The 20,602-nt window shown below is 73.7% G+C and carries 19 protein-coding genes; 12 read left to right on the forward strand and 7 right to left on the reverse strand.

Going from position 1 to position 20,602, the window contains the following annotated elements; all coding sequences use genetic code 11:
- Nucleotides 1-17 precede the first annotated feature (17 nt).
- The gene (gene pdxA, locus BBH68_RS30115; RefSeq protein WP_065966894.1) at nucleotides 18-1,028 is read right to left on the reverse strand and encodes a 4-hydroxythreonine-4-phosphate dehydrogenase PdxA; all 1,011 of its coding nucleotides are present in this window, start codon (nucleotides 1,026-1,028) and stop codon (nucleotides 18-20) included.
- Nucleotides 1,025-2,473: a four-carbon acid sugar kinase family protein gene (locus tag BBH68_RS30120; RefSeq protein WP_065966895.1), complete on the reverse strand. Its 1,449-nt coding sequence runs from the start codon at nucleotides 2,471-2,473 to the stop codon at nucleotides 1,025-1,027. The genes pdxA and BBH68_RS30120 overlap by 4 nt, the downstream gene beginning before the upstream one ends.
- A gap of 235 nt (nucleotides 2,474-2,708) precedes the next feature.
- Here BBH68_RS30120 and BBH68_RS30125 point away from each other — a divergent pair, with 235 nt between their 5' ends.
- The 9 genes from BBH68_RS30125 to BBH68_RS30165 all read left to right on the forward strand — a co-directional run bounded on the left by BBH68_RS30125 (nucleotide 2,709) and on the right by BBH68_RS30165 (nucleotide 11,967).
- Nucleotides 2,709-4,298, forward strand: coding sequence for an ABC transporter substrate-binding protein (locus tag BBH68_RS30125; protein ID WP_065966896.1), 1,590 nt, complete (start codon nucleotides 2,709-2,711; stop codon nucleotides 4,296-4,298).
- 3 nt (nucleotides 4,299-4,301) lie between these two features.
- Nucleotides 4,302-5,231, forward strand: coding sequence for an ABC transporter permease (locus BBH68_RS30130; protein ID WP_065966897.1), 930 nt, complete (start codon nucleotides 4,302-4,304; stop codon nucleotides 5,229-5,231).
- Nucleotides 5,232-5,234: 3 nt separating this feature from the next.
- A complete protein-coding gene (locus tag BBH68_RS30135) occupies nucleotides 5,235-6,164 on the forward strand; it encodes an ABC transporter permease (RefSeq protein ID WP_065966898.1) in 930 nt (309 codons plus the stop codon).
- Nucleotides 6,161-7,024: an ABC transporter ATP-binding protein gene (locus tag BBH68_RS30140; RefSeq protein WP_065966899.1), complete on the forward strand. Its 864-nt coding sequence runs from the start codon at nucleotides 6,161-6,163 to the stop codon at nucleotides 7,022-7,024. The genes BBH68_RS30135 and BBH68_RS30140 overlap by 4 nt, the downstream gene beginning before the upstream one ends.
- Nucleotides 7,021-7,947: an ATP-binding cassette domain-containing protein gene (locus BBH68_RS30145; RefSeq protein ID WP_065966900.1), complete on the forward strand. Its 927-nt coding sequence runs from the start codon at nucleotides 7,021-7,023 to the stop codon at nucleotides 7,945-7,947. The genes BBH68_RS30140 and BBH68_RS30145 overlap by 4 nt, the downstream gene beginning before the upstream one ends.
- A 70-nt stretch (nucleotides 7,948-8,017) precedes the next feature.
- Nucleotides 8,018-9,028, forward strand: coding sequence for an aldo/keto reductase (locus BBH68_RS30150; protein WP_065966901.1), 1,011 nt, complete (start codon nucleotides 8,018-8,020; stop codon nucleotides 9,026-9,028).
- Between the two features lie 61 nt (nucleotides 9,029-9,089).
- Nucleotides 9,090-10,319 carry a sialidase family protein gene (locus BBH68_RS30155; RefSeq protein ID WP_065966902.1) on the forward strand — a complete coding sequence of 410 codons (1,230 nt, stop codon included), beginning with the start codon at nucleotides 9,090-9,092 and terminating at the stop codon, nucleotides 10,317-10,319.
- On the forward strand, nucleotides 10,312-10,992 hold the full coding sequence (locus BBH68_RS30160) for an SDR family NAD(P)-dependent oxidoreductase (RefSeq protein WP_065966903.1): 681 nt from the start codon (nucleotides 10,312-10,314) through the stop codon (nucleotides 10,990-10,992). The genes BBH68_RS30155 and BBH68_RS30160 overlap by 8 nt, the downstream gene beginning before the upstream one ends.
- A 162-nt stretch (nucleotides 10,993-11,154) precedes the next feature.
- Entirely contained in the window at nucleotides 11,155-11,967 is an 813-nt protein-coding gene (locus BBH68_RS30165; RefSeq protein WP_065966904.1) for an endonuclease I family protein, read from the forward strand.
- 105 nt (nucleotides 11,968-12,072) lie between these two features.
- On the opposite strand, the gene BBH68_RS30170 is transcribed toward BBH68_RS30165, so the two are convergent.
- Nucleotides 12,073-12,702 carry a ScbR family autoregulator-binding transcription factor gene (locus BBH68_RS30170; protein WP_065966905.1) on the reverse strand — a complete coding sequence of 210 codons (630 nt, stop codon included), beginning with the start codon at nucleotides 12,700-12,702 and terminating at the stop codon, nucleotides 12,073-12,075.
- A 122-nt stretch (nucleotides 12,703-12,824) separates the two neighbouring features.
- Between BBH68_RS30170 and BBH68_RS30175 the strand changes: the two genes are divergently transcribed.
- The gene (locus BBH68_RS30175; protein WP_079151281.1) at nucleotides 12,825-13,799 is read left to right on the forward strand and encodes a ScbA/BarX family gamma-butyrolactone biosynthesis protein; all 975 of its coding nucleotides are present in this window, start codon (nucleotides 12,825-12,827) and stop codon (nucleotides 13,797-13,799) included.
- A 319-nt stretch (nucleotides 13,800-14,118) separates the two neighbouring features.
- Nucleotides 14,119-14,796, forward strand: a complete 678-nt coding sequence (locus BBH68_RS30180) for an HAD family hydrolase (RefSeq protein ID WP_065966906.1) — start codon at nucleotides 14,119-14,121, stop codon at nucleotides 14,794-14,796.
- A 13-nt stretch (nucleotides 14,797-14,809) separates the two neighbouring features.
- On the opposite strand, the gene BBH68_RS30185 is transcribed toward BBH68_RS30180, so the two are convergent.
- The 4 genes from BBH68_RS30185 to BBH68_RS30200 all read right to left on the reverse strand — a co-directional run bounded on the left by BBH68_RS30185 (nucleotide 14,810) and on the right by BBH68_RS30200 (nucleotide 19,038).
- Entirely contained in the window at nucleotides 14,810-15,334 is a 525-nt protein-coding gene (locus BBH68_RS30185) for a hypothetical protein (RefSeq protein ID WP_065966907.1), read from the reverse strand.
- Nucleotides 15,335-15,436: 102 nt separating this feature from the next.
- On the reverse strand, nucleotides 15,437-16,426 hold the full coding sequence (locus BBH68_RS30190; protein WP_065966908.1) for an SCO0930 family lipoprotein: 990 nt from the start codon (nucleotides 16,424-16,426) through the stop codon (nucleotides 15,437-15,439).
- 192 nt (nucleotides 16,427-16,618) lie between these two features.
- Complete coding sequence (locus BBH68_RS30195) at nucleotides 16,619-18,130, reverse strand: NADH-quinone oxidoreductase subunit NuoF family protein (RefSeq protein WP_065966909.1); 1,512 nt, start codon at nucleotides 18,128-18,130, stop codon at nucleotides 16,619-16,621.
- On the reverse strand, nucleotides 18,118-19,038 hold the full coding sequence (locus BBH68_RS30200; RefSeq protein ID WP_245738369.1) for a ferric reductase-like transmembrane domain-containing protein: 921 nt from the start codon (nucleotides 19,036-19,038) through the stop codon (nucleotides 18,118-18,120). The genes BBH68_RS30195 and BBH68_RS30200 overlap by 13 nt, the downstream gene beginning before the upstream one ends.
- Nucleotides 19,039-19,383: 345 nt before the next feature.
- Here BBH68_RS30200 and BBH68_RS30205 point away from each other — a divergent pair, with 345 nt between their 5' ends.
- Nucleotides 19,384-20,568, forward strand: a complete 1,185-nt coding sequence (locus BBH68_RS30205; RefSeq protein WP_065966921.1) for a PucR family transcriptional regulator — start codon at nucleotides 19,384-19,386, stop codon at nucleotides 20,566-20,568.
- The last annotated feature ends 34 nt before the right edge of the window (nucleotides 20,569-20,602 follow it).

Below are 20,602 nucleotides of genomic sequence, written 5' to 3' on the forward strand. Positions count from 1 at the left end.
ATCGGGGCGTCCTCGCGTCACCGGGCGGGGGCCGAGGACATCTCGGCCGCCTGCCGCAGGGCCTCGATCATGCTACCGGGGTCCGCCTTTCCGGTACCGGCGATGTCGAAAGCGGTGCCGTGGTCCACGGAGGTCCGGATGACGGGCAGTCCGACGGTCAGATTGACCCCGGCCTCCAGGCCGAGCACCTTGACCGGGCCGTGCCCCTGGTCGTGGTACATGGCCACGATCAGGTCGTAGTCGCCGCGGCCGGCCAGGAAGAAGGCGGTGTCGGCGGGGAGCGGGCCGCGGGCGTCGATGCCCTCGGCGCGCAGCACCTCCAGCGCGGGGACGATCTTCTCCTCCTCCTCGCCGTAGCCGAACAGGCCGTTCTCCCCGGCGTGCGGGTTGATGCCGCACACCCCGATCACCGGCCGCGGGGTGCCGGCGCGGACCATCGCCTCGTGGCCGCGGCGCACGGTGCGCTCGACCAGACCTGGCTCGATCCGGTTCACCGCGTCGATCAGGCCGATGTGGGTGGTGACGTGGATGACCTTGACCGTCGGGGTGGCCAGCATCATCGACACCTCGTCGACGCCGGTGAGGTGGGCGAGGAGTTCGGTGTGCCCGGGGAAGAGGTGGCCGCCCGCGTGCAGGGCCTCCTTGTTCAGGGGGGCGGTGCAGATGCCCTGCACCGCGCCGCTCATGGCCAGTTCGGCGGCCACCCGCACGTACTGGTACGCGGCGTCGCCGGCCACCGCGGACAGTTGGCCCCAGGGCAGGTCGGCGGGGAGCAGGCCCAGGTCGATCACATTGATCCGGCCCGGGGTGAACTCTGCCTGCTCCGGCCCGGAGACGGGCACGATCTCGCAGGCGAGGTTCCCCAGCCGGGCGGCCTGGCGCAGCCGCTCCGCGTCCCCGATGACCACCGGGCGGCAGCGGCGCAGCGTGTCCTGGCCGAGCAGCGCGGGGACGATCACCTCCGGCCCGATGCCGGCGCCGTCGCCCATGGTGACGGCGATGAGGGGGAGGGTGGGCGGTGCGTTCATGGACGGACCTTCCGTTGGGTCGGGTGGGGGCGCAGTGCCTGGACGATCTGCCGCAGTGAGTCGGCGTCGCCGAAGCTGCCCGGGCGGGTGACGACGGATCGCCCGTCGGGGGTACGGAGGTGGACGGCGCCGTGGTGTACCTGGCCGACGGGGTGGAGTTCGGTGACGCCGAGCGCGTCCAGCACCCTGCGGGCGGTCTCCCCACCGGTCAGGACCAGATCGACGGCCCCGTCGCGGCGGGCGACGGCGGCGGCGACGGCGCGGGCGAGCCCGCGCACCAGCCGCCTGGGCGTCACACCGTCCGGGGGCGGGCCGGCGGTGGCCGGCTCGGGGGCGACGACGGTCACCCCGTCGCCCAGCGGCGGCAGCGGCCGCGCGGCGGGTGCGGAGGGGTCGTCCGCGCACAGCTCCCGGACCGGCAGCCGCACCACGGTGGCGCCATCGGCGGCCAGTCGCCGGATCTGCTCGGCCGCCGAGGGTTCGGCCGTGCCGACCACGACCAGCAGCGGCCGGGGGCCGGCCGCCGCCGGGGCGGGGGACGGGGGCCCGGCGTCCGCTGGCCCCTGTCCGGGCGATCTTCCCGGGCCCGCGACGCCGGCCACGGCACCTCGCCGCGTTGTCCGCGTTGCCTGCGCTGTCTGTGCTGGCCGCGTTGTCTGCGTTGTCTGGGTTGTTGGCGTCTTCCCCCACACCGCGTCGGCCGCTGATGTCTCCTCCTCGGAGGCCGCCCGGGCAGGGCCCGGCGGCTCGCCGGCCGCCAGATGGCGGCCGAGCGCCGCGGCCAGGCCGCCGGAGCCGACCAGGCGGGTGGCGGGCCCGTCGGCCAGCGCCGCCTCGACGACCGCGTCCAGGTCCGCGTCGGTCTCCGCGTCGCAGACGGCCACGCGCCCCTCGGCCAGTGCGGCCCGCAGCGCGGACAGCAACGTGCGCCGGGAGGCCCGTACGGCAGTGAGCGGTATGAGGGCGGTGCGCGCCGGGCCGAGCGCGTCCGGCACCGAGCGGGGCGGGGGCTCCGGCTCGGCGCGCCAGGCGTCGGTGCGGTGGAGCGGGGTGGCGCCCAGGTGCACGACGCCGCCGCGCACCGAGCGGCCGGCGGCGGGCAGCGCGGGCGCCACGACCACGCCCGCTCCGCCGGCGGCGAGGGCGGCCACCTCGGCGGCGATATTGCCCCGCAGCAGCGAGTCGATCTTCTTCAGGACCAGGGTGTCGCCCGAGGGCGACAGGGCCAGCGCGGCACTGACCGCCCGCGCCGCCTCGGCGGCGGAGAGCTGGCGCGAGTCCAGGTCCAGCACGGTCGCCTCGCCCGGGTGGCGGGGGGCCGCCGCGGTCCCAACCAGCACCACACGACTGCGCGTTGTGCGCGATGCGAGCCCCGCGGCCGTCTCGGCCGCGCCGGACAGGTCGTCCGCGACGGCGAGCAGCCGCCGACTGGGCGTCGGTTCCACCGGTACCTCCTCGAACGACCTGGACCTGCGGGGAACGGCACGGAAGCGCGAGGCGGCCGACCGCATCGCCCCGGCGGTCCCGATGATGACACACTCTGCGCGAAGTGTGCGAGAGGTATTGCGTGAAACGCGCATCCATGTCACGGTGACCGCCGCGACACTGTGACCCGCCCGGAGGCGACCCGGGGCGGGTCGAGCGAGCCGGTCGCTCGCCTGAAATGCCGAGAGGTCGACGATGACCCGTAACCCATCCGGTTTCCCAACCGGCCTGACCGCCCCCAGTCGGCGGACCGTGCTGCGCCTGGGCGCGGGCGCCACCGCGGGCCTCGCGCTCGGCCCCCTGGCCGGCTGCGCGGGCCCCACCGGTGCCCCCGGCCCCGGCACCATCAGCCTGGGGCTGAACCGCTCCCTGGTCAGCCTCGACAACAAGCTCAACCAGTTCGACGCGGCGGTCACGGTGCAGCGCGCCGTACGGCAGGCGCTCACCCGCATCGGGCGGGGCCTCACCACCGAGCTGGTGCTCGCCGACCGCTTCGAGATGACCGAGCCCACCCGCTGGACGGTGCGGCTGCGGGACGGCGTGCGCTACTCCGACGGCACCCCCGTCACCGTCAAGGACGTGGCCACCGCCCTGAAGATGTACGCGGGCGTCAACGGCTCCTTCCTGATCGGCCTCTTCCCCGAACTGCCCACCGTCGAGAAGGTCGACGAGCGCACCTTCCACCTGCGCACCGAACACCCGGTGCCGATCCTCGACCAGCTGATGGCCAACATCCTCATCAGCCCGGCCGCCAAGAACCGCCCCGAGGAGCTGACCGGCGGGGTGGGCTCGGGCCCGTACGTCGTCACCTCGGCGAACTCCGGCACCGGCGAGTACTCCCTGGCCGTCAACCCCGAGTACTGGGGGCGGCGCCCCGCCATCGAGAAGGTGCGGGTGCGCTTCGTCCCCGAGGAGTCCAGCCGCGTCGTCGCGGTGCGCAGCGGCGAGCTGGACGTGATCGACACCATCACCCCCGACTCCGCGGAGCAGCTGCGCGGGCTGCCCGGCGTGCGCCTGGAGCGCACCTCGGGCACCCGGGTCAACCAGCTGTTCTTCAACTTCCGCAAACCCCGCGGGCATCCCCTGGCCGACCCGCGGGTGCGCGAGGCGCTCAGCTACGCCATCGACGGCGAGGCCCTGGTGCGGGATGTGCTCACCGGCTCCGCCCAGCAGGCCGAGGGCGTGGTGCCGCTGGCCCTGCGGGGCGCGGTGCGCACCGGGTCCTATGTCTACGACCCCGGCAAGGCCCGCAAGAAGCTGGCCGCCCTGGGCGCCGGCGACCTGAAGGTGAGGATCATCTGGGAGTCGGGGGAGTTCCCCGCGGACACCTCGGTGATGGAGGCCGTCCTGGAGATGCTGCGCGCCGTCGGCGTCCGCGCCAGCCTGCAGCAGTTCCAGCCGGGCGGCGACATCCTCCAGTGGCGCCAGGGCCGCCGCGGCGACTGGGACGTCCTCGGCAACGGCTACTCGGTGCCCACCGGACACGCCAGCACCAGCCTCCAGGGCATGTACGGCGGAACACCGGAGAAGGAGAAGACCCGGGACACCTACCAGGGCTATGTCTTCCCCGAGATCGCGGCCCGCCTGGCCGACGCCTCCGCCGAGAGCGACGAGAAGACCCGGGACAAGAAGCTCGCCGCCGTCCAGAAGGCGATCTGGGACACCCGACCCTGCCTGTGGGCCTTCATCCCCAACGTGGTGCTGGCCCGCCGCACCCGCGTGAAGGACGTGCGGCTCCTGCAGGTCAACTCCTACGACCTCGCCGCCGTGCGCCTGGAGGGCTGAGCCGTGATCCGCTATCTGCTCCGCCGCCTCGGCCAGAGCGTCCTGACCGTCTTCCTGACCCTGTCCACCGTCTTCGTGCTGGTGCGCATGGCCCCCGGCGACCCCGCCGCGGCCCTGGCCGGCCCCAACCCGACCAGCGAGGACCTGGCCCGCATCCGCGAACAGTTCGGCCTCGACGAGAGCCTGCTGACGCAGTACTGGGTCTTCCTGCGCGACCTGTTCACCGGCGACCTCGGCACCAGCTACTCCTTCCACGCCCCCGCCTTCGACGTGGTGCTCGACCGGGTGCCCTACACCATCACCCTCTCCGCCGCCGCGATCGCCCTCACCGCGCTCGTCGCCGTACCGCTCGGCGTGTGGATGGCCCGCCGCGCCGACACCAAGCGCGAACTGGGCGCCAACGTCCTCACCATCGCCGGACAGTCCATGCCGGACTTCTGGATCGGCGTCATGCTGCTGACCGTCTTCGCCGTGCTGGTGCCGGTGCTGCCCGCCTCCGGGTTCACCACCTGGGGCGGCCTGGTCCTGCCCACCGTCACCGTGGCCGTCCTCCAGATGGCGCTCATCTCCCGGCTGGTCCGCCGCGAGATGGTCGCGGCCCTGGCCTCCCCGTACATCACCGTCGCCCGCTCCCGCGGCGTCTCGGAACGCGCGCTGACCTGGCGCTACGCCCTGGGCAACTCCGCCATCCCGGTGCTGACCGCGCTCGGCACCCGGTTCGCGGCGATGCTCAACGGCGTGGTGGTGGTCGAGGTGGTCTTCGGCTGGCCCGGCGTCGGCTCCCTGGTCGTCCGCGCCCTGGAGACCCGGGACTACCCGCTCATCCAGGCCACCGTCCTGGTCACCGCCGCGCTGGCGGTCCTCGTCCAACTCCTCATCGACCTGGCCTACCCGCTGCTCGACCCGCGGGTACGCCTGGGAAAGGCGGCCTGAGCCATGAAAGGCGCCCTCGAACCCCCGGCCCCGGCCGGGACGGCCCCCCGTCCCCGCCCGAGCGCGGTCACCGCGAAGGACGTGGCCCGCGCCACCGCCACCCGGCGCCGCCGCAGCGCGAGCCTCAAACTGTGGGCCGGCGCCGTGTGCACCCTGCTGGTCGTGGTCCCCGTCGCCCTCGCCCAGGTGCTGCCGCTGCCCGGGGCGAACGACCAGGACCTCTCCAAGCGCCGGCTGCCGCCGCTCACCGACGGCCACCTCTTCGGCACCGACCAGCTCGGCCGCGACCTGCTCTCCCGGGTGCTGCACGGCGGCCAGGTGTCGCTGTCCATCGGCGTGCTGGCGGTCGTCGTCTCCGGCCTCATCGGAATCGTCGCCGGCGCCGCCGCCGGATACTTCGGCCGCTGGATCGACACCGTCGTCTCCCGGCTGCTCGAGGCCCAGATGTCGCTGCCGCTGCTGATGATGCTGCTGCTCGTCGTCGCCCTCTTCGGCCCCTCCGTCACCGTCATCACCTGCGTGATCGCGGTCGCCCAGTGGCCCGAGGTGGCCCGGCTCACCCGGTCGCTCGTCCTCGTCGAGCGGGAGAAGCCGTACGTCGCCGCCGTCCGGGTGCTCGGACTGCGCCAGGCCGCCATCCTGGCGCGCCACGTCATCCCCAACATCGTCCGCCAGGCCTCCCTGGTCGTCCTGCTGCTGCTCGCCCAGGCGGTGCTGCTGGAGAGCGCGCTCAGCTACCTCGGCGCCGGGCCCCAGCGGCCGTTCGCCACCTGGGGGCGGATCATCTCCGACGGCCAGGACTACATCACCACCTCCTGGTGGCTGGTGACCCTCCCCGGCCTGGTCATCGTCCTCCTGGTGGTCGGGGTCAACCTGCTGGGCGACGGTCTGCGCGACCGTACCCGCCGACGCGTCACGGAGGCCTCCGCATGAGCCGGCCCAGCGAGACGGCCCCCCTGCTGGAGGTCGAGGACCTCCAGATCGAGCTGATCACCGAGCGCGGCGTGGTCCGCGCCGTCGACGGGGTCGGCTTCACCATCGCCCCCGGCGAGACGGTCACCCTCATCGGCGAGTCCGGCTCCGGCAAGTCCACCACCGCCATGGGCCTGCTGCGCCTGCTGCCCGAGGGGCTGGCCGTGCTGTCGGGCACCGCCCGGGTGCTCGGCCGCGACATCATCGCCGACCCCAAGGCGATACGGCGGATCCGCGGCCGCGGGGTCTCCCTCATCCCGCAGGACCCCATGACCGCGCTCAGCCCCGTGCACACCATCGGCCACCAGCTCGGCGAGGCGCTGCGGCTGCGCCACCCCGGCCTGTCCAGGGCCGACGCGCGCGCCCGCGGCATCGAACTCCTCGGCCGGGTGCGGATCCCACACCCCGAGACCCGCTGGAGCGCCTACCCCCACCAGTTCTCCGGCGGCATGCTGCAGCGCGTCCTCATCGCCATCGCCCTGGCCGCCGAGCCCGAGCTGCTCGTCGCCGACGAGCCCACCTCGGCCCTGGACGTCACCGTCCAGGCCGGCGTCCTCGACCTGCTGATGGAGCTGCAGGAGCGCACCGGCATCGGCATCCTGATGATCACCCACGACCTGGGCGTGGCCCGGCTGGTGTCCGACCGCATCCACGTCATGCGCGGCGGCCGGTTCGTCGAGTCCGGCCCCGTCGAGCGGATCGTCGACCACCCCGCCGACCCCTACACCCGCGGCCTGCTCGCCGCCGTCCCCACCCTCGGCCCCTGGGACGAGACCACCCGCCCGGCGGCCCCCGCCACCGCACACCGGGAGACGCTGTGACCACCCCTCTGCTGGCCGTCGAGGGCCTCGTCGTCGAATACCCCGTCCCGGGAGGTACGTTCCGTGCCGTGGACGGCGTCGGCTTCACCGTCGAACGCGGCGGGTCGCTGGCCATCGTCGGCGAGTCCGGCTGCGGCAAGTCCACCATCGCCCGCTCCCTCGTACGGCTGCTGCGCCCCACGGCGGGCCGCATCCTGCTCGACGGCACCGACATCGCCACCCTCCCGGAGCGGCGGCTGCGCCCGCTGCGCCGCCGGGTGCAGATGGTCTTCCAGGACCCGTACGGCTCCCTGGACCCCCACCTGACCGCCGAGGAGACCGTGGCCGAGCCGCTGCGGCTGGCCGGCGTCACCTCCAAGGCCGAGCGGGCCCGCCGGGCCGCCGAGCTGATCGACCAGGTGGGCCTGCCCGCCAGCGCGCTCCACCGCCGCCCCGCCGAGTTCTCCGGCGGGCAGCGACAGCGCATCGGTATCGCCCGCGCCCTGGCCAGCGACCCCGAACTGCTGGTCTGCGACGAGGCCACCTCCGCGCTGGACGTCTCCGTCCAGGCACAGGTGCTCCAACTCCTGCGGGACCTGCGCACCGAGCGGCAACTCGCCTACATCGTCATCTCCCACAACCTCGGAGTGGTCCGCGAGATCAGCTCCGATGTCGTGGTGATGCGCGGCGGACGCGTCGTCGAGGCCGGCGCCACTCAGGCGGTCCTCGCCGCGCCCACCGAGCCGTACACCCGGGCGCTGCGCCGCGCCGCCCTCGACCCCACCACGATGCGGGGGCGCAAACCGCGCGCCGTGGTCTCCGCGATCGCCACCGCCTCGGCGGGGGCGGCGGAGGCGGCGGTGTCGCCCGAGGTGGCGGGGACGCCCGAACCGGCGGGATCGTCCGACCCGGCGGGGTCGCCGGAGCCGGCCACCCCGTCCTGACCCACCATCCCCATCCGCGGCCCCGGCGCGACAGGCGCGCCGGGGCGCCGGCCGAAGGAGCCACCCCCTGATGACGCACCCCGACACCACCCGCCACGCCTCGCCCGGCGCGGTGGAGCTGCCCGGCGTACCCGTGCCGCTCTCGCGCCTGGTCCTGGGCACCATGACCTTCGGCGACACCGTCGACCGGGCAGGTGCCGCCGCGATGCTGGACGCGGCGCTCGACGCCGGGGTGACCGGCGTGGACACCGCCAACGCCTACGCCGGCGGGGCCACCGAGGAGATCCTGGCCGAGCTGCTGCCCGGCCGCCGGGACCGGATCGTGCTGGCCACCAAGGCCGGCATGCCGCACCCCGACCACGGCGACCACTCCCCGCTGTCCGCGCGCGGACTGCGGGCGGCACTCGAAGGCAGCCTGCGCCGCCTGAACACCGGCCACGTCGACCTCTTCTACCTCCACCAGCCCGACCGCTCCGCCCCGCTCGAGGAGACCCTGGGCACCGTCGCCGAGCTGGTCGCCGAGGGCAAGGTCCTGGCGCTGGGCGTGTCCAACTACGCCGCCTGGCAGATCGCGGAGGTCGACCGCGCCGCGGAGCGGGTGGGCGCGCCGCGGCCGGTGGTCGCCCAGCAGCTCTACAACCTGCTGGCCCGGCGGGTGGAGGAGGAGTACCTCGAGTACGCGGCCACCAGCGGGCTGCGCACCATGGTCTACAACCCGCTCGGCGGCGGCCTGCTGACCGGGCGCCACGTCTTCGCCGAGACGCCCGAGTCGGGCCGTTTCGGCGACTCGAGGCTGGCCGAGATGTACCGGCAGCGGTACTGGGACCCGCGGCTCTTCGAGGCCGTCCAGGACCTGGCGAGGATCGCCGAGGGCGCGGGCCTCGGGCTCGTCGAGCTGTCGCTGCGGTGGTTGCTCGGCCGCGAGGGGGTGGACGCGCTGCTGCTCGGCGGCTCGCGCGTCGAGCATCTGCGGGCCAATGTGGCGGCGGCCGAGGCGGGACCGCTGCCGGCCGACACGGTCGCGGCCTGCGACGCGGTCGGCGCCCGCCTGCGGGGGCCGATGCCCGCCTACAACCGGTGAGTCGCCGCCCCCGACCCGCCACTCGACCACCACACCCGCACCAGCGAAGGAGCCCGCGGCCATGACCGCCGACCACGACACCACGCCCGCGCAGGCCGAGGAGGCGCTGCGGACCGACGGACGGGTGCGCCCGCGCCCCGGCGACCCGGCGCGCGCCGAGGCGTTCCTGCCCGCTCCCGCCGTGCAGAACCACGCCGCCAACCTGGCCGTCCTGCCCGGGGGCGACCTCGGGTGCGTGTGGTTCGGCGGGACACAGGAGGGCGTGGCCGACATCTGCGTGTGGTTCTCCCGGCTCTCCCCGGGCTCGGACACCTGGACGGACCCGGTGCGGCTCTCCGAGGACCCGGAGCGCTCGGAGCAGAACCCGGTGCTCTTCCCCGCCCCGACCGGCGAGTTGTGGCTGCTGCACACCGCCCAGCGGGCAGGTGCCCAGGACACTGCCGAGGTGCGGTCGCGGGTCTCGGCGGACGGGGGCGCCACCTGGGGGCCGTCGCGCACGCTCTTCCCGGCCACCGCGGCGGGGGGCGTGTTCGTGCGCCAGCCCGTGGTCGTCCTGGACGACGGGCGGTGGCTGCTGCCGGTGTTCCACTGCGTGGCCACCCCGGGCACCCCCTGGGTCGGCGACCACGACACCAGCGCGGTGATGATCAGTGACGACCAGGGGGCGACCTGGCGGGAGCGGCCGGTGCCCGGCTCCACCGGGTGTGTGCACATGAACGTCCACCCGCTGCCCGACGGCACCCTGCTGGCCCTCTTCCGCAGCCGGTGGGCGGACTCGGTGTACCGCTCCCACTCCCGCGACGGCGGCGAGACCTGGAGCGAGCCGGTGCCGACGGAGCTGCCCAACAACAACTCCTCCATTCAGTACGTCCCGCTCGCCGACGGCCGGCTGGCGCTGGTCCACAACCACAGCAGCGCCGCGGACGCCACCGCGCGACGGGTCTCGCTGTACGACGAGATCGACGACGAGGGCCTGGCGGGCGGGGCGCCGGCCGCCGCCGCTCCGGCGGTGGCCACGGGCGGCGACCGGACCGCCTTCTGGGGCGCGCCGCGGGCCCCGATGACCCTCGCCCTGTCCTCCGACGGCGGCCACACCTGGCCGCACCGCCGGGACCTGGACACCGGCGACGGCCACTGCCTGACCAACAACTCGCGCGACCGCCTCAACCGCGAGCTGTCCTACCCCTCGGTGGCGCAGACACCGGACGGCGCGCTGCACATCGCGTACACCTACCACCGCCGTGCCATCAAGTACGTGCGGGTGACGCCGGATTGGGCGGCCGATGCCTGAGCCGCGCCACGCGGTGGTCACCGGCGCCAGCTCCGGCATCGGGGCCGCCATCGCCACCCGGCTGCTGGACGAGGGGTGGCGGGTCACCGGGATCAGCCGTACGGCCCCGGTGGCCGCCGGGCGGATGGGCTGGATCCCGGTGGACCTGGCGCGGCCGGAGGCGCTGCGGGCGGCGCTCGCCCCGGTGACCGGGGCCGACGCGGTCGTGCACGCGGCGGGCGTCCAGCGCTCCGCCCGGCTCGGCGGCCTCTCGGCCGCCGACGGGGAGCTGATGTGGCGCGTCCATGTGGCGGCGGCCGAGGTCCTGGTGGACACCCTGGCGGACCGGATCCCGGACGGCGGCCGGGTGGTGCTGGTGGGCAGCCGCACCATGACCGGTGTTCCGGGCAAGAGCCAGTACGCGGCCACCAAGGCGGCGCTGGCGGCCCTGGCCCGGTCCTGGGCCGCGGAGCTCGCGCCCCGCGCGGTCACCGTGAACGTCGTGGCGCCCGGCCCCACGGACACCCCGATGCTGCGCGACCCCGGCCGCAGCGCCACCCCTCCGGTGCTGCCGCCCCTGGGCAGGCTGGTGCGCCCCGAGGAGGTGGCCGGGCTGACGTCGTTCCTGCTCGGGCCGGACGGCGGCGCGATGACCGGCCAGACGCTGGTGATGTGCGGGGGCGCCTCGCTGTGACCCGGCCCCAGGCCTTTTGGCCATGACGGCCTCTTGGCCATGACGGCCCCTTGGTCATGACCCTGTCACGAAACCTCTCCCTGGTGTTCACCTTTGGGAGATCGCCTCTCTGACACCCTTTCGGCGATCGAACGTGAATCGGGGAGAGGACCGCCTGTGCACATGACCCGTGTGACCCGCTGGAAATCCCTGGCCCTGCTGGTCTGCGCGGTGGCCGCGACCGCCACCGCGCAGACCCCCGCCACCGCCGGTGACGCGCCCGCGACCCGCGCGCTCGCCGGTGGATACGACGACACGTACTACAAGGACGCCATCGGCAAGACCGGGCAGCCGCTCAAGGACTCGCTGCACAAGATCATCAGTAATAACACCAAGATCTCGTACAGCCAGGTCTGGGAGGCCCTGAAGAACACCGACCAGGACCCGGGCAACTCGGCCAACGTCATCCTGCTCTACACCGGCCGGTCGCAGAGCAAGAGCTCCAACGGCGGCGACCCCGACGACTGGAACCGGGAACACGTCTGGGCCAAGTCCCACGGCGACTTCGGCACCGCCACCGGCCCGGGCACCGACCTGCACCATCTGCGTCCCGAGGACGTGTCGGTCAACAGCACCCGCGGCAACAAGGACTTCGACGAGGGCGGCTCCCAGGTGTCCGAGGCGCCGGGCAACTACACCGACGCCGACTCCTTCGAGCCCCGGGACGCCGTCAAGGGCGATGTGGCCCGCATGATCTTCTACATGGCGGTGCGCTACGAGGGCGACGACGGCTTCCCCGACCTGGAGGTGAACGACAAGGCGGGCAACGGCAGTCAGCCGTATCTGGGACGGCTGTCCGCGCTGCGCAAGTGGAACGCCGAGGACCCGCCGGACGCCTTCGAGAAGCGGCGCAACCAGGTGATATACGACACCTACCAGCACAACCGGAACCCGTTCGTCGACCACCCCGAGTGGGTCGACGCGATCTGGAAGTAACGCGCCCCGAGCCCCGCCGGCCGAACCCCGCCCCACCTCGCCCCGCCCACCAAGCCCCGCCCGGCCGAACCCCGCCCGGCGCCGCCCGGTTCGCTCCCGCCCCGCTCAGCCCCGCCGGGCCAGCGGGAGCAACTCCTCGGCGGCCGGGCGGGCCTGGAGCGAGGGGAGCAGCAGCGCCCACAGATCGGTCAGGTGGTCCTCGATGGACCGGCGCCGGTCCAGGGCCTCGGAGACGGTGTGCACACCGAAGAAGGCGCACACGACGGTGCGGGCCGCGCGCTCGGGGTCGAGGTGCGGGGCGAGGTCGCCGTCGGCGTGTGCCCGCTCCAGCATCGCGGTCACGGCGTCGATCCAGCCGACGAAGGGCGGCGGGAGCGGCGCCGCGATCAGGGTGCGCTCCGCCCACAGCCGCGCCCCGGCGCGCACCACGATGTCGTCGCGGAAGGCGCGGGCCACCGCGAAACTCAGCCGCACCAGCCGCTCGAGCGCCGGCGTGCCGGTGGCGGCGGGGCCCGCGTATCGCTCGATCAGCGGCGGCCAGGTGGCGAAGTGTCCTTCGACGACGGCGAGCGCGAGTTTCTCCTTGCTGGCGTAGTGGAAGTAGATGGCGCCGCTGGTATGGCCGGACCGGGTGGCGATGTCGCTGATGCTGGTGCCGGCGTATCCCCGCTCGTCGAAGAGGGAAGCCGCCGCTTCCAGGAGGGATCGGCGCGTCTGCTCGGCCCGCTCTTGCACGTGTGTCCGTCCTCGTTCCGTCGCGTGTTCCGTCGCGTGCGGTGCGTTGTCGGGGTGAACTTAGCGGACTTCTCGCATGTCATGGAGGTGAAGACCCACAGGTCAGGGATTATTAGTATTTTATGGCGATCATTGGTGAGGCGCGTGACCTCCCGGAGCCCCCGGAGCCCCCGCGGCGCCCGCGGCCCCCGGAGCCGTGGGAGCTCGCGGCGCGGCGGCTGAGCTGGTCCCGTACCGTGGCGCGCGAGGCGGTGCACCGGGCCTCGGTGGCCGAGGTGCTGCTCACCGATGTCCGCGCGCTGGGCGGCGACCGGTTCGTGGCTGCGGCGCAGTGGCCCCGGTCGCACCCCACCTTCCCGCACGGCGGGGACGGCCGCCACCACCCCCTGATGGTCGCCGAAACCCTGCGTCAGCTGGGCATTTACCTGCCCTCCCGGCACTTCGCCACCCCCGCGGGGGCGCACTTCGTGATCCGGGACCTCTCCTTCGCGCTCGACCCGGCCGCAGAGCCGCGGGCCGGACACGGCGCCACGGACGTGGTCTGCCGCGCCGCGGTCACCGACCCGCGCACCACGCCCTGCGGCCGGTTCCTCACCGGCCTGCGGCTCGACATCGTGCTCCTCGCCGGCGGGGCGCCCTTCGCGCGGGCCGGCGGCACCGCGCGCTTCCTCGACGCCCAGGCGTACGAGGCGGCCCGCCGCGCGGCGCCCCCCGGAGCGGACGCGCCGCCGCGGTCCCCCGTCCTCGCCCGGCCCGCACCCCCCTTGGTGGCGGTGCCGGCGGCGCGCGACGTCCTCGTGGTGCGCGAGGCGGGCGCCCTGCGCCTGGACCCGGCGGACCTCCGCCACCCCTTCTTCTTCGACCACTGGAGCGACCACGTGCCGGGCCTGGTCCTGCTGGAGGCCGCGCGCCAGGCCGCGGCGCTCACGTCACAGGGAGTGCTCACCCGGCCCGTCGGCTGCCGGCTCCGCGCGCTGCGGTTCACCGAATTCGCCCCGCCCGCCCGCGTCGAGTGCGTGCCGCACGGCCGACTCTGCGTCTTCCGGCTGTGGCAGGCGGGACAGCGGACCGCGGTCGGTGTGCTGCGGTACCCCTGAGCCACGAACACAGCGGCGACGAACACGGCGGCGGCGAACACAGCAGCAACGAACACATCATTGGCGAACAAAACGCCGACACATAGTAATCTCTTGCTTACTGCGGGTCATCAAACTACCGTAGTGATCGTTATCTTTCGGGCAGGCGACTCTCCGCCTGTACGGCTTCCCGCGCCGCGCACGCGACACGCGCCCGCGCGTCGGACGGCAGCGGTTGGCGCTCTCGCGCCTGAGCCGCCAGGAAACCCACTGCGCTGCTCTTCCGCAGGTACAGGTACGCCCTGCGCCGATCCATCCACTCCCAAGGAACGGCAGGCAGATGACAGCCAACACGCTTCTCGCTTGGACCCCCGCCGCCATCGTCTTCGACTGCGACGGCACCCTCATGGACTCCGAACGGCACTGGGAGAAGGCGCGCGAGGTCGTGCTCGCCCACCACGGCGCCGCCCCCGACCGCGACTTCGCCCGGCGCACCAAGGGCCTCCACTACAGCGAATGCGGCCGGATGATGGCCGAGTTCGCGGGGGCGCCCGCGCTGGCCGAGCAGATGACCGAACAGCTCCTCGACAACTTCCGCCGCCTGGTGGCCGACGACCCGGTCACCATGCCGGGGGCCGCCGAACTCGTGCGCAAGGCCTCCGCGTTCGCGCCGCTGGCCGTGGCGAGCAACTGCCCCCGCGACGTGGTGGAGGCAGGGCTGTCCCGCGCCGGGCTGCTGCGGTACTTCAAACACGTCCTGGTCCCCGAGGGGGAGGTGCGCCCCAAGCCGGCCCCGGACGTCTATCTGGAGGCCGCCCGCCTGTGCGGTGCGGCCCCCGGCGACGCGCTGGCCGTGGAGGACTCGCACTGCGGATTCCTGTCCGCGTCCCGCGCGGGGCTGAGAGTGCTCGGCGTGGGCCCCCGCAAACCCGTGGACGAACCGCCGGCGGTGGACCTGTGGGTCTCCACCCTCGCCGACCCCGATCTGATCAAGTGGGTGGACAGCAGAAGTTCCTGACGCCCCGCCGGACTCAGTGGTGCCCGGCGTGCCGGTCGTGACCCTGCTCGTCGTCCATCCGCATGCCGCCGTGGGAGGTGCCGGTCTCGATGGTGCCGCCGAGCTTGACCCGCAGCGGCTTCAGGGAGGCCTCCGACGGGGCCGTGACCGACCAGCGGTAGCCGACCAGATAGGTGCCGCCGTAGTCCTTGGACTCCGACAGCCAGGCGCGCTTGCCCTGGTCCGTGGCGAAGGTGACCAGCGTGTACTGGGCCTTGCCCGCCTTGCACGCCGCCTGGCGCAGCTCCTCGGCGTCGGTGACGACATCCGCCTCGCAGCCGATGGCACGGGCGATCCTCGTCAGCGACGCCGGTTCGGCCGGGCCCCCGGCGGCCGTGGAGGCCTTCTTCTGCCCGTGACCCCCGTGACCCCCGTGACCCCCGTGACCCCCGTGGCCCGCGTGGCCCGCGTGGCCCGTGTGGCCCTGCCCCTGGCTCCCGGCGCAGCCGCTCACCAGCAGCACGGCGCTGAGCGCGGTGGCGCGCAGTAGGTGTGACACGTCAACCTCCCGATGGTGGTCCGGCGGGGAGGGCCGGGGGCGCCGATGGCCTCGGACCCCCGCCCGGTGGACCGCTGCTTCGCTGTGGACCGCTGCCGCGCGTCACTTGGCCGCGGCCACGCCGGCCTTCCTGGCCTTGTCGGTGACCGCGAACCACAGCCCTTGCTTGCCCTGTCCGTTGGTGTCGCCGGGCTTGGTGTCCCCGGTGAAGGTGTACAGCAGCCAGCAGTCGAAGGCCAGCTGCTTGCTGCCGTCGGGCCTGGTGAAGGTGGTGAGCTTCTTGGCGTCGACCCCGGCGACCTTGGTCCTGTCCACGGGCTCGACGGGCTTCCAGGTGTCCAGGCAGGCGTTCAGGCAGCCGGTCTTCATCGGCCAGGCGCTGTCCTTGTCGAAGCGGTAGACGGTCATGCCCTGACCGTCCACGACGATCTTGCCGAGCTTGGCGTTGTCGTCGACCGAGAGTTCGAGACTGTCGTCCCGGGCCGCCTTCTTCCCGGCGGGCTTGCCGTCGGGCGCCAGGGCGTTCCAGGTGCCGCCCACCCCGTGGCCCTTGGTGTCCCCGGCCTTGGTGTCCCCCGCGTAGCGGTACACCGGCCAGCCGCCCAGCGTCAGCTGCTCGGTGCCGTCGGCGCGGGTGACCGAGCCGAGTTCGTTCTGCCGGATGCCGGTGCTGACGGTGGCGTCGTCGGCGGGCACCGGCGGCCACTTCGTGGCGCAGGCGTCGTCGCAGGCGGACTTGGGGGAGGAGCCGGCGGTGTCCTTGTCGAACCGGTAGAGGGTCCAGCCCTTGCTGTCGGTGACGACCGAGCCGAGCTTGGGGACGTCCCGCACCGACAGCTGCCTGGCGGGGCCGGTCAGCGCGTCCTTGCCGAACCCGGAAGCGGCGTCGCCCGCGTCGCCACCGGCCTCGTTGCCGCCGCCGGTGCCGTAGCCCGACGACCCGGAGGTGGCGCCGACCCCCACGGTCTGGGTGCCGCCGACCGGCTGGACGTTGGCGCTGCCCGCGGACTTGTCCTCGCTGCTGCCGCACGCCGCGGTCAACAGGACCATCGCCACCGAGGCCCCGGCGAACGCGATCTGCCGCTTCTTCATGCCCACTCCTTCAAGCTTGCGGTCCGGCGGCTGTTTTGCGCCGACGTCCCTTGCATACGGAGGGCGTCCCGGCGGGTGTTCACGGGCCCCGGAATTTGTCATCAGACGCAAAAACGGTGGTGTTCCCCGAACGGAGACGCGTCGACGGCCGTGTTTCGGACGGCCGTCGAGAGGGGTGGTGGTCCGGGCCGGCTACTCCTCGATGCGCAGCGCGAGCGCGGGGCAGCGCCGCACCGCGCGGACGGCCTGCCCGCGCAGCTGGCGCGGCACGCCGTACTTGGCCTGGTGCGGATAGCCGTCGATGCCGAGCTCGATCACCTCGGGCAGGATGTCCGCGCACAGCCCGTGTCCCTGGCACAGGGTCCAGTCCACGATGAGCTGCTCCGAGGCGTCCCGCTCGTCCCGGCGGGCGGAGGGGCCGGGGGGCAGGGCCAGCGGCCCGGACGAGGCGCCGTCCGTCAGCGGCAGCACCCCGAGCGTGGGACGGCCGCATCCGGCGCCGAGCGCGTGTTCCCGGAACTCGTCCGGAAACGCGTCCAGCGCGGTGGTCACGAAGCCCGCCGTGCCATCGGGGTGGCCGCAGGCGCCACGGCGCTTCACCGACTGGACATAGGCGTTCACGGTGTCCAGCGCCGCCTGGCCGCCACCCCGCTCCACCTGGCCGATGGCGTCCGCGAGCGCGGGCAGCCCGATGAAGCAGGGACCGCACTGGTTCGCCGTCTCGCCCGCCAGCCAGCGCGCCACCCGCGCGGTCTCGCCCACCGGGCAGGTGTTCTCCGGGATCGGCAGCACCGCCCCGGCCCCGAGCCGGGCGCCGTGCTTCTCCATGGACTCACGGGAGACGGTGACCGAGCCCAGGCTGTCGGGCAGCAGCCACTTGCCGTGGTAGCCGCCCACCAGGACACCCTGGCCCGGGGTGAGGCCGCACAGCTCCAGAACATAGGTGAGCGGCACACCGAACGGGGTCTCCATGACGTACTTCCCGCCCACCGTCAGCAAGGTGGTGCCCGGCTCGGTGGGCAGCCCCACCGAGCGGAACGGCAGGGCGCCCATCCGCGCGGCGACGGCCAGCTGGGCGAACGTCTCGGTGTTGGACAGCAGGGTCGGCAGCCCGCCCAGGCCGCTGTCGCTGGTGCGGATCTTGCGGCCGTTGGGGATGGCGGGGGCGCCGCTGACGCCGTTGATGACGGCGCTGCCCTCGCCCGCGACGAAGCGGTCGTCCGTCACGCTCACCCGCACCCGCGGCCCGCTGGGGCCGCGCTCGGCGACGGCCGCGCTCAGCGACTCCTCCACATCCGGCCGGTGCACCGCGATGACCACGTCGTCGGCGCCCAGCGCGGTGGCGGCCAGCACGGCGCCGTCGATGACCAGATGCGGGGTGTGCAGCAGCAGCGCGGTGTCCTTGAGGCAACTCGGCTCGCCCTCACTGCCGTTGACCACCACCGCGCAGCGGCCGTCCCGGCGGCCGGCCGACTCCATGACGGCCGTGACCTTCCTGGCGAACGGAAAACCCGCGCCGCCGCGGCCGCGCAGGTCGATGTTCTCCGCGAGGGCCACCAGCTCGTCCGGGCGCAGCGTGGGCAGCGAGCCGTGGACGGTGAGGTGTCCGACGCGGTCGAGCCGGTACGTCTCGTCCAGCCCGGCCAGCAGCCGGGGCGGGTCGATACAGGCCAGCCGGGGTTTGGTCGAGATCACGCGCCCCACCCGCGCGAGGCGCCGAGCGGTTCACTGTCACGGGAGCCACGGCCGGCCGTGGGGGGCGCGGCCGGCACGGGCCCGCGGGCCCCGCCACCGGGCGCACCGGCCACCACGCCGAGCTGGCCGGTGATGGCATGGCGCTCATGGCGCTCGGCCCGGCGGGTGGCGAGCCGGATCCACAGGGTGATGGCCACGGCGGCCAGCGCCATGACATATCCGGCCGTCGCCCAGTCCTTGGCCGCCCGCCCGGACTTCAGGCCGTGGATCAGCGCCGCACACCACGCGGGATACGCGGCCACATGCAGCGCCCGCCACCAGCGGTACCGCCAGCGGGACTTGCCGGCGGAGGCGAAGGCGCTGCGTACCGCACCGGTCACCGCCGCCGTGATGAACAGGTATCCGGCCAAGGTGCCAAGTCCGATCAGCACGGGTTTATTTGCGTCAGCGAACGGTATCACGATGGCCGCGGCGCTCGTGTGACTCTCCGCCACCTTCACCCACACATGGAGGACCAGGAAGAGCAGACCGGCCACCGCGGCCCCGCGGTGGACCCCCTGGGCGAGCAGCCGGTGGTGCGAATGCAGGATCAATCGGTCGGTGGCGGCCAGTCCCCACAGCACCGCGCTGCTCAGCGAGACCAGGGCCAGCACCCCGGCCCCGAAGTCGAGGAAGGCCCACGTCCGGGTGAACGCACCGGCGTTGGCGGCGACGATCAGCGAGAGGACGACGGCCCCGACGGCTGCGTACGGCGCGGTGTGGCGCGGCCAGCCGATACCGGCCCTGACCGGCCGGGCTCGGCGAGCGGCCCGTCGTCCGCCAGGTCCTCCGGGGCCCTGCGGCAGGGTCGATCCGGCGTGGCGAGCCCTGCGGCGCGGCCCCGGTATCGGGGGAGTCGGCGGCTGGGGCATGGGCATCGGAGCCTCCCGATCGCGCACGGTCGCGCGAGTGACGAGTACGTCAAGTCGTCTTTGGGTACGGCAGCATCTCCGAACTACACGTGATCTCCATAAGATTTGTCGTAATGTGACAACTTCTTGTGGACGACCACTGCCCACACCGTCGAAGCCTGCTCCACTGTCATTCCAATGGCAAAGACCCGGCAAAGCACCGGGACCGGCAGGGGAGGGGCCCCTCCAAGATTCATCGGAGGACCCTCGACTCCCTTTTCCGGAAGCGCAACACCGGCGACGGAGGCAACCTCCACGGGCCTGACCGACCCCCCGACGGTCGGGCCTCCCCCCGGCAAGAACGAGGTAATGATGGGCGAACTCGCGAACCGCATCCGGTCCCCCCGTCCCTCCCGTGGCGAGCGGACCCGCGTCCTGCGCAACGAACTCCCCTCCCTGGCCGAAGAAGTGGTTGAGACCCTTCGGCGCAGAGTCCCGGGATTCGCCGACCTCTTGGAGGACATTGAGCCTGACAAGGTCCGCTGGGGAGTCGAACAGGCTCTCCTGACGGCATTCGGCTACCGAACCGCGGGCGAGGAGGCCACCGAGGAAGCGGTGGCCGACGCCGCCCGGGGCCTGGGACCCCTGACCGAGGTCCCGCCCGAGCGGGCCCGGCGCGACCTCTTCGAGGCCCTGGTCGGCGAGGCGCCCGTGTCCGAGCGCGCCCTCGCCGAACTGGCCCGGGCGGCCCGCTGGCCCCTGCCCGACACCGTCCTGGCCATCGCCCTGCCCACCCCCGGCGAGGCGCCGCAACTGGCCCCGGTGTTCGGCGACACCCTCATCGGCGCCGTCGGCGACGAACTGTGCCTGCTGGTCCCCGACCCGGACGCGGACACCCTCCCCGACACCCTGGCCGACCCGGCCGCGGCCACCGAGCCCGACCCCGACCGGGACCCCGCGGCCGAACCCGCCACCGCCACCGCGCGCGGCGCCCTGGAGGCCGCGCTGCGGGGCCGTACCGCCTCCGTCGGCCATGTCGTACCGCTGAACGACGCGGCCTCCTCGGTGCGATGGGCCCGGCGGCTGCTGGCCATGACCCACGCGCGCAGCGGGCCCGAGGCCCGGATCCTGTTCGTCGACGACCACCTCTCCACGCTGCTGCTGCTCCAGGACGAGTCGCTGGTACGGGCGCTGGCGGCCCGCTGGCTCAAGCCGCTGTCCGGGCTGACTCCCCGGCAGAGCGAGCGGCTGCAGATGACGCTGCTGGCCTGGCTCGAGGGCGGTGGCGCGCCCGAGGCGGCCAAGGCGCTCAAGGTGCATCCGCAGACCGTCCGCTACCGGCTGCGGCAGATCGAGAAGCTCTTCGGGCCGGGCCTGCGCGACCCGCGGATACGCTTCGAGCTGGAGATGGCGCTGCGCGGCCGCCGGCTGATGGCCCAGATGGACCGGATCCGACGCCACTACTCCCGGGTGGTGACCCGCAGGGGCCGGGTGGCGCCGACCGGGCTGCGGCCCGTCGGCGGCATGGCGAGGGAGGCCCGCGTCAACGGGCTGTGAGCCACGGGCGCGAGCCCCGCACACGGAACCGCCG

It is taken from the genome of Streptomyces sparsogenes, assembly GCF_001704635.1.
In the GTDB taxonomy this organism is placed as follows: Bacteria; Actinomycetota; Actinomycetes; order Streptomycetales; family Streptomycetaceae; genus Streptomyces; species Streptomyces sparsogenes.

Excerpts from the sequence above, each read along its gene's own strand:
- BBH68_RS30135 (WP_065966898.1), top strand. The coding sequence starts at position 5,235 with ATGAAAGGCGCCCTCGAACCCCCGGCCCCGGCCGGGACGGCCCCCCGT.
- BBH68_RS30150 (WP_065966901.1), top strand. The coding sequence starts at position 8,018 with ATGACGCACCCCGACACCACCCGCCACGCCTCGCCCGGCGCGGTGGAG.
- BBH68_RS30200 (WP_245738369.1), bottom strand. The coding sequence starts at position 19,038 with ATGCCCATGCCCCAGCCGCCGACTCCCCCGATACCGGGGCCGCGCCGC.
- BBH68_RS30160 (WP_065966903.1), top strand. The coding sequence starts at position 10,312 with ATGCCTGAGCCGCGCCACGCGGTGGTCACCGGCGCCAGCTCCGGCATC.
- BBH68_RS30125 (WP_065966896.1), top strand. The coding sequence starts at position 2,709 with ATGACCCGTAACCCATCCGGTTTCCCAACCGGCCTGACCGCCCCCAGT.
- BBH68_RS30180 (WP_065966906.1), top strand. The coding sequence starts at position 14,119 with ATGACAGCCAACACGCTTCTCGCTTGGACCCCCGCCGCCATCGTCTTC.
- BBH68_RS30175 (WP_079151281.1), top strand. The coding sequence starts at position 12,825 with ATGGCGATCATTGGTGAGGCGCGTGACCTCCCGGAGCCCCCGGAGCCC.
- BBH68_RS30155 (WP_065966902.1), top strand. The coding sequence starts at position 9,090 with ATGACCGCCGACCACGACACCACGCCCGCGCAGGCCGAGGAGGCGCTG.
- BBH68_RS30140 (WP_065966899.1), top strand. The coding sequence starts at position 6,161 with ATGAGCCGGCCCAGCGAGACGGCCCCCCTGCTGGAGGTCGAGGACCTC.
- BBH68_RS30165 (WP_065966904.1), top strand. The coding sequence starts at position 11,155 with ATGACCCGTGTGACCCGCTGGAAATCCCTGGCCCTGCTGGTCTGCGCG.
- BBH68_RS30205 (WP_065966921.1), top strand. The coding sequence starts at position 19,384 with ATGGGCGAACTCGCGAACCGCATCCGGTCCCCCCGTCCCTCCCGTGGC.
- pdxA (WP_065966894.1), bottom strand. The coding sequence starts at position 1,028 with ATGAACGCACCGCCCACCCTCCCCCTCATCGCCGTCACCATGGGCGAC.
- BBH68_RS30190 (WP_065966908.1), bottom strand. The coding sequence starts at position 16,426 with ATGAAGAAGCGGCAGATCGCGTTCGCCGGGGCCTCGGTGGCGATGGTC.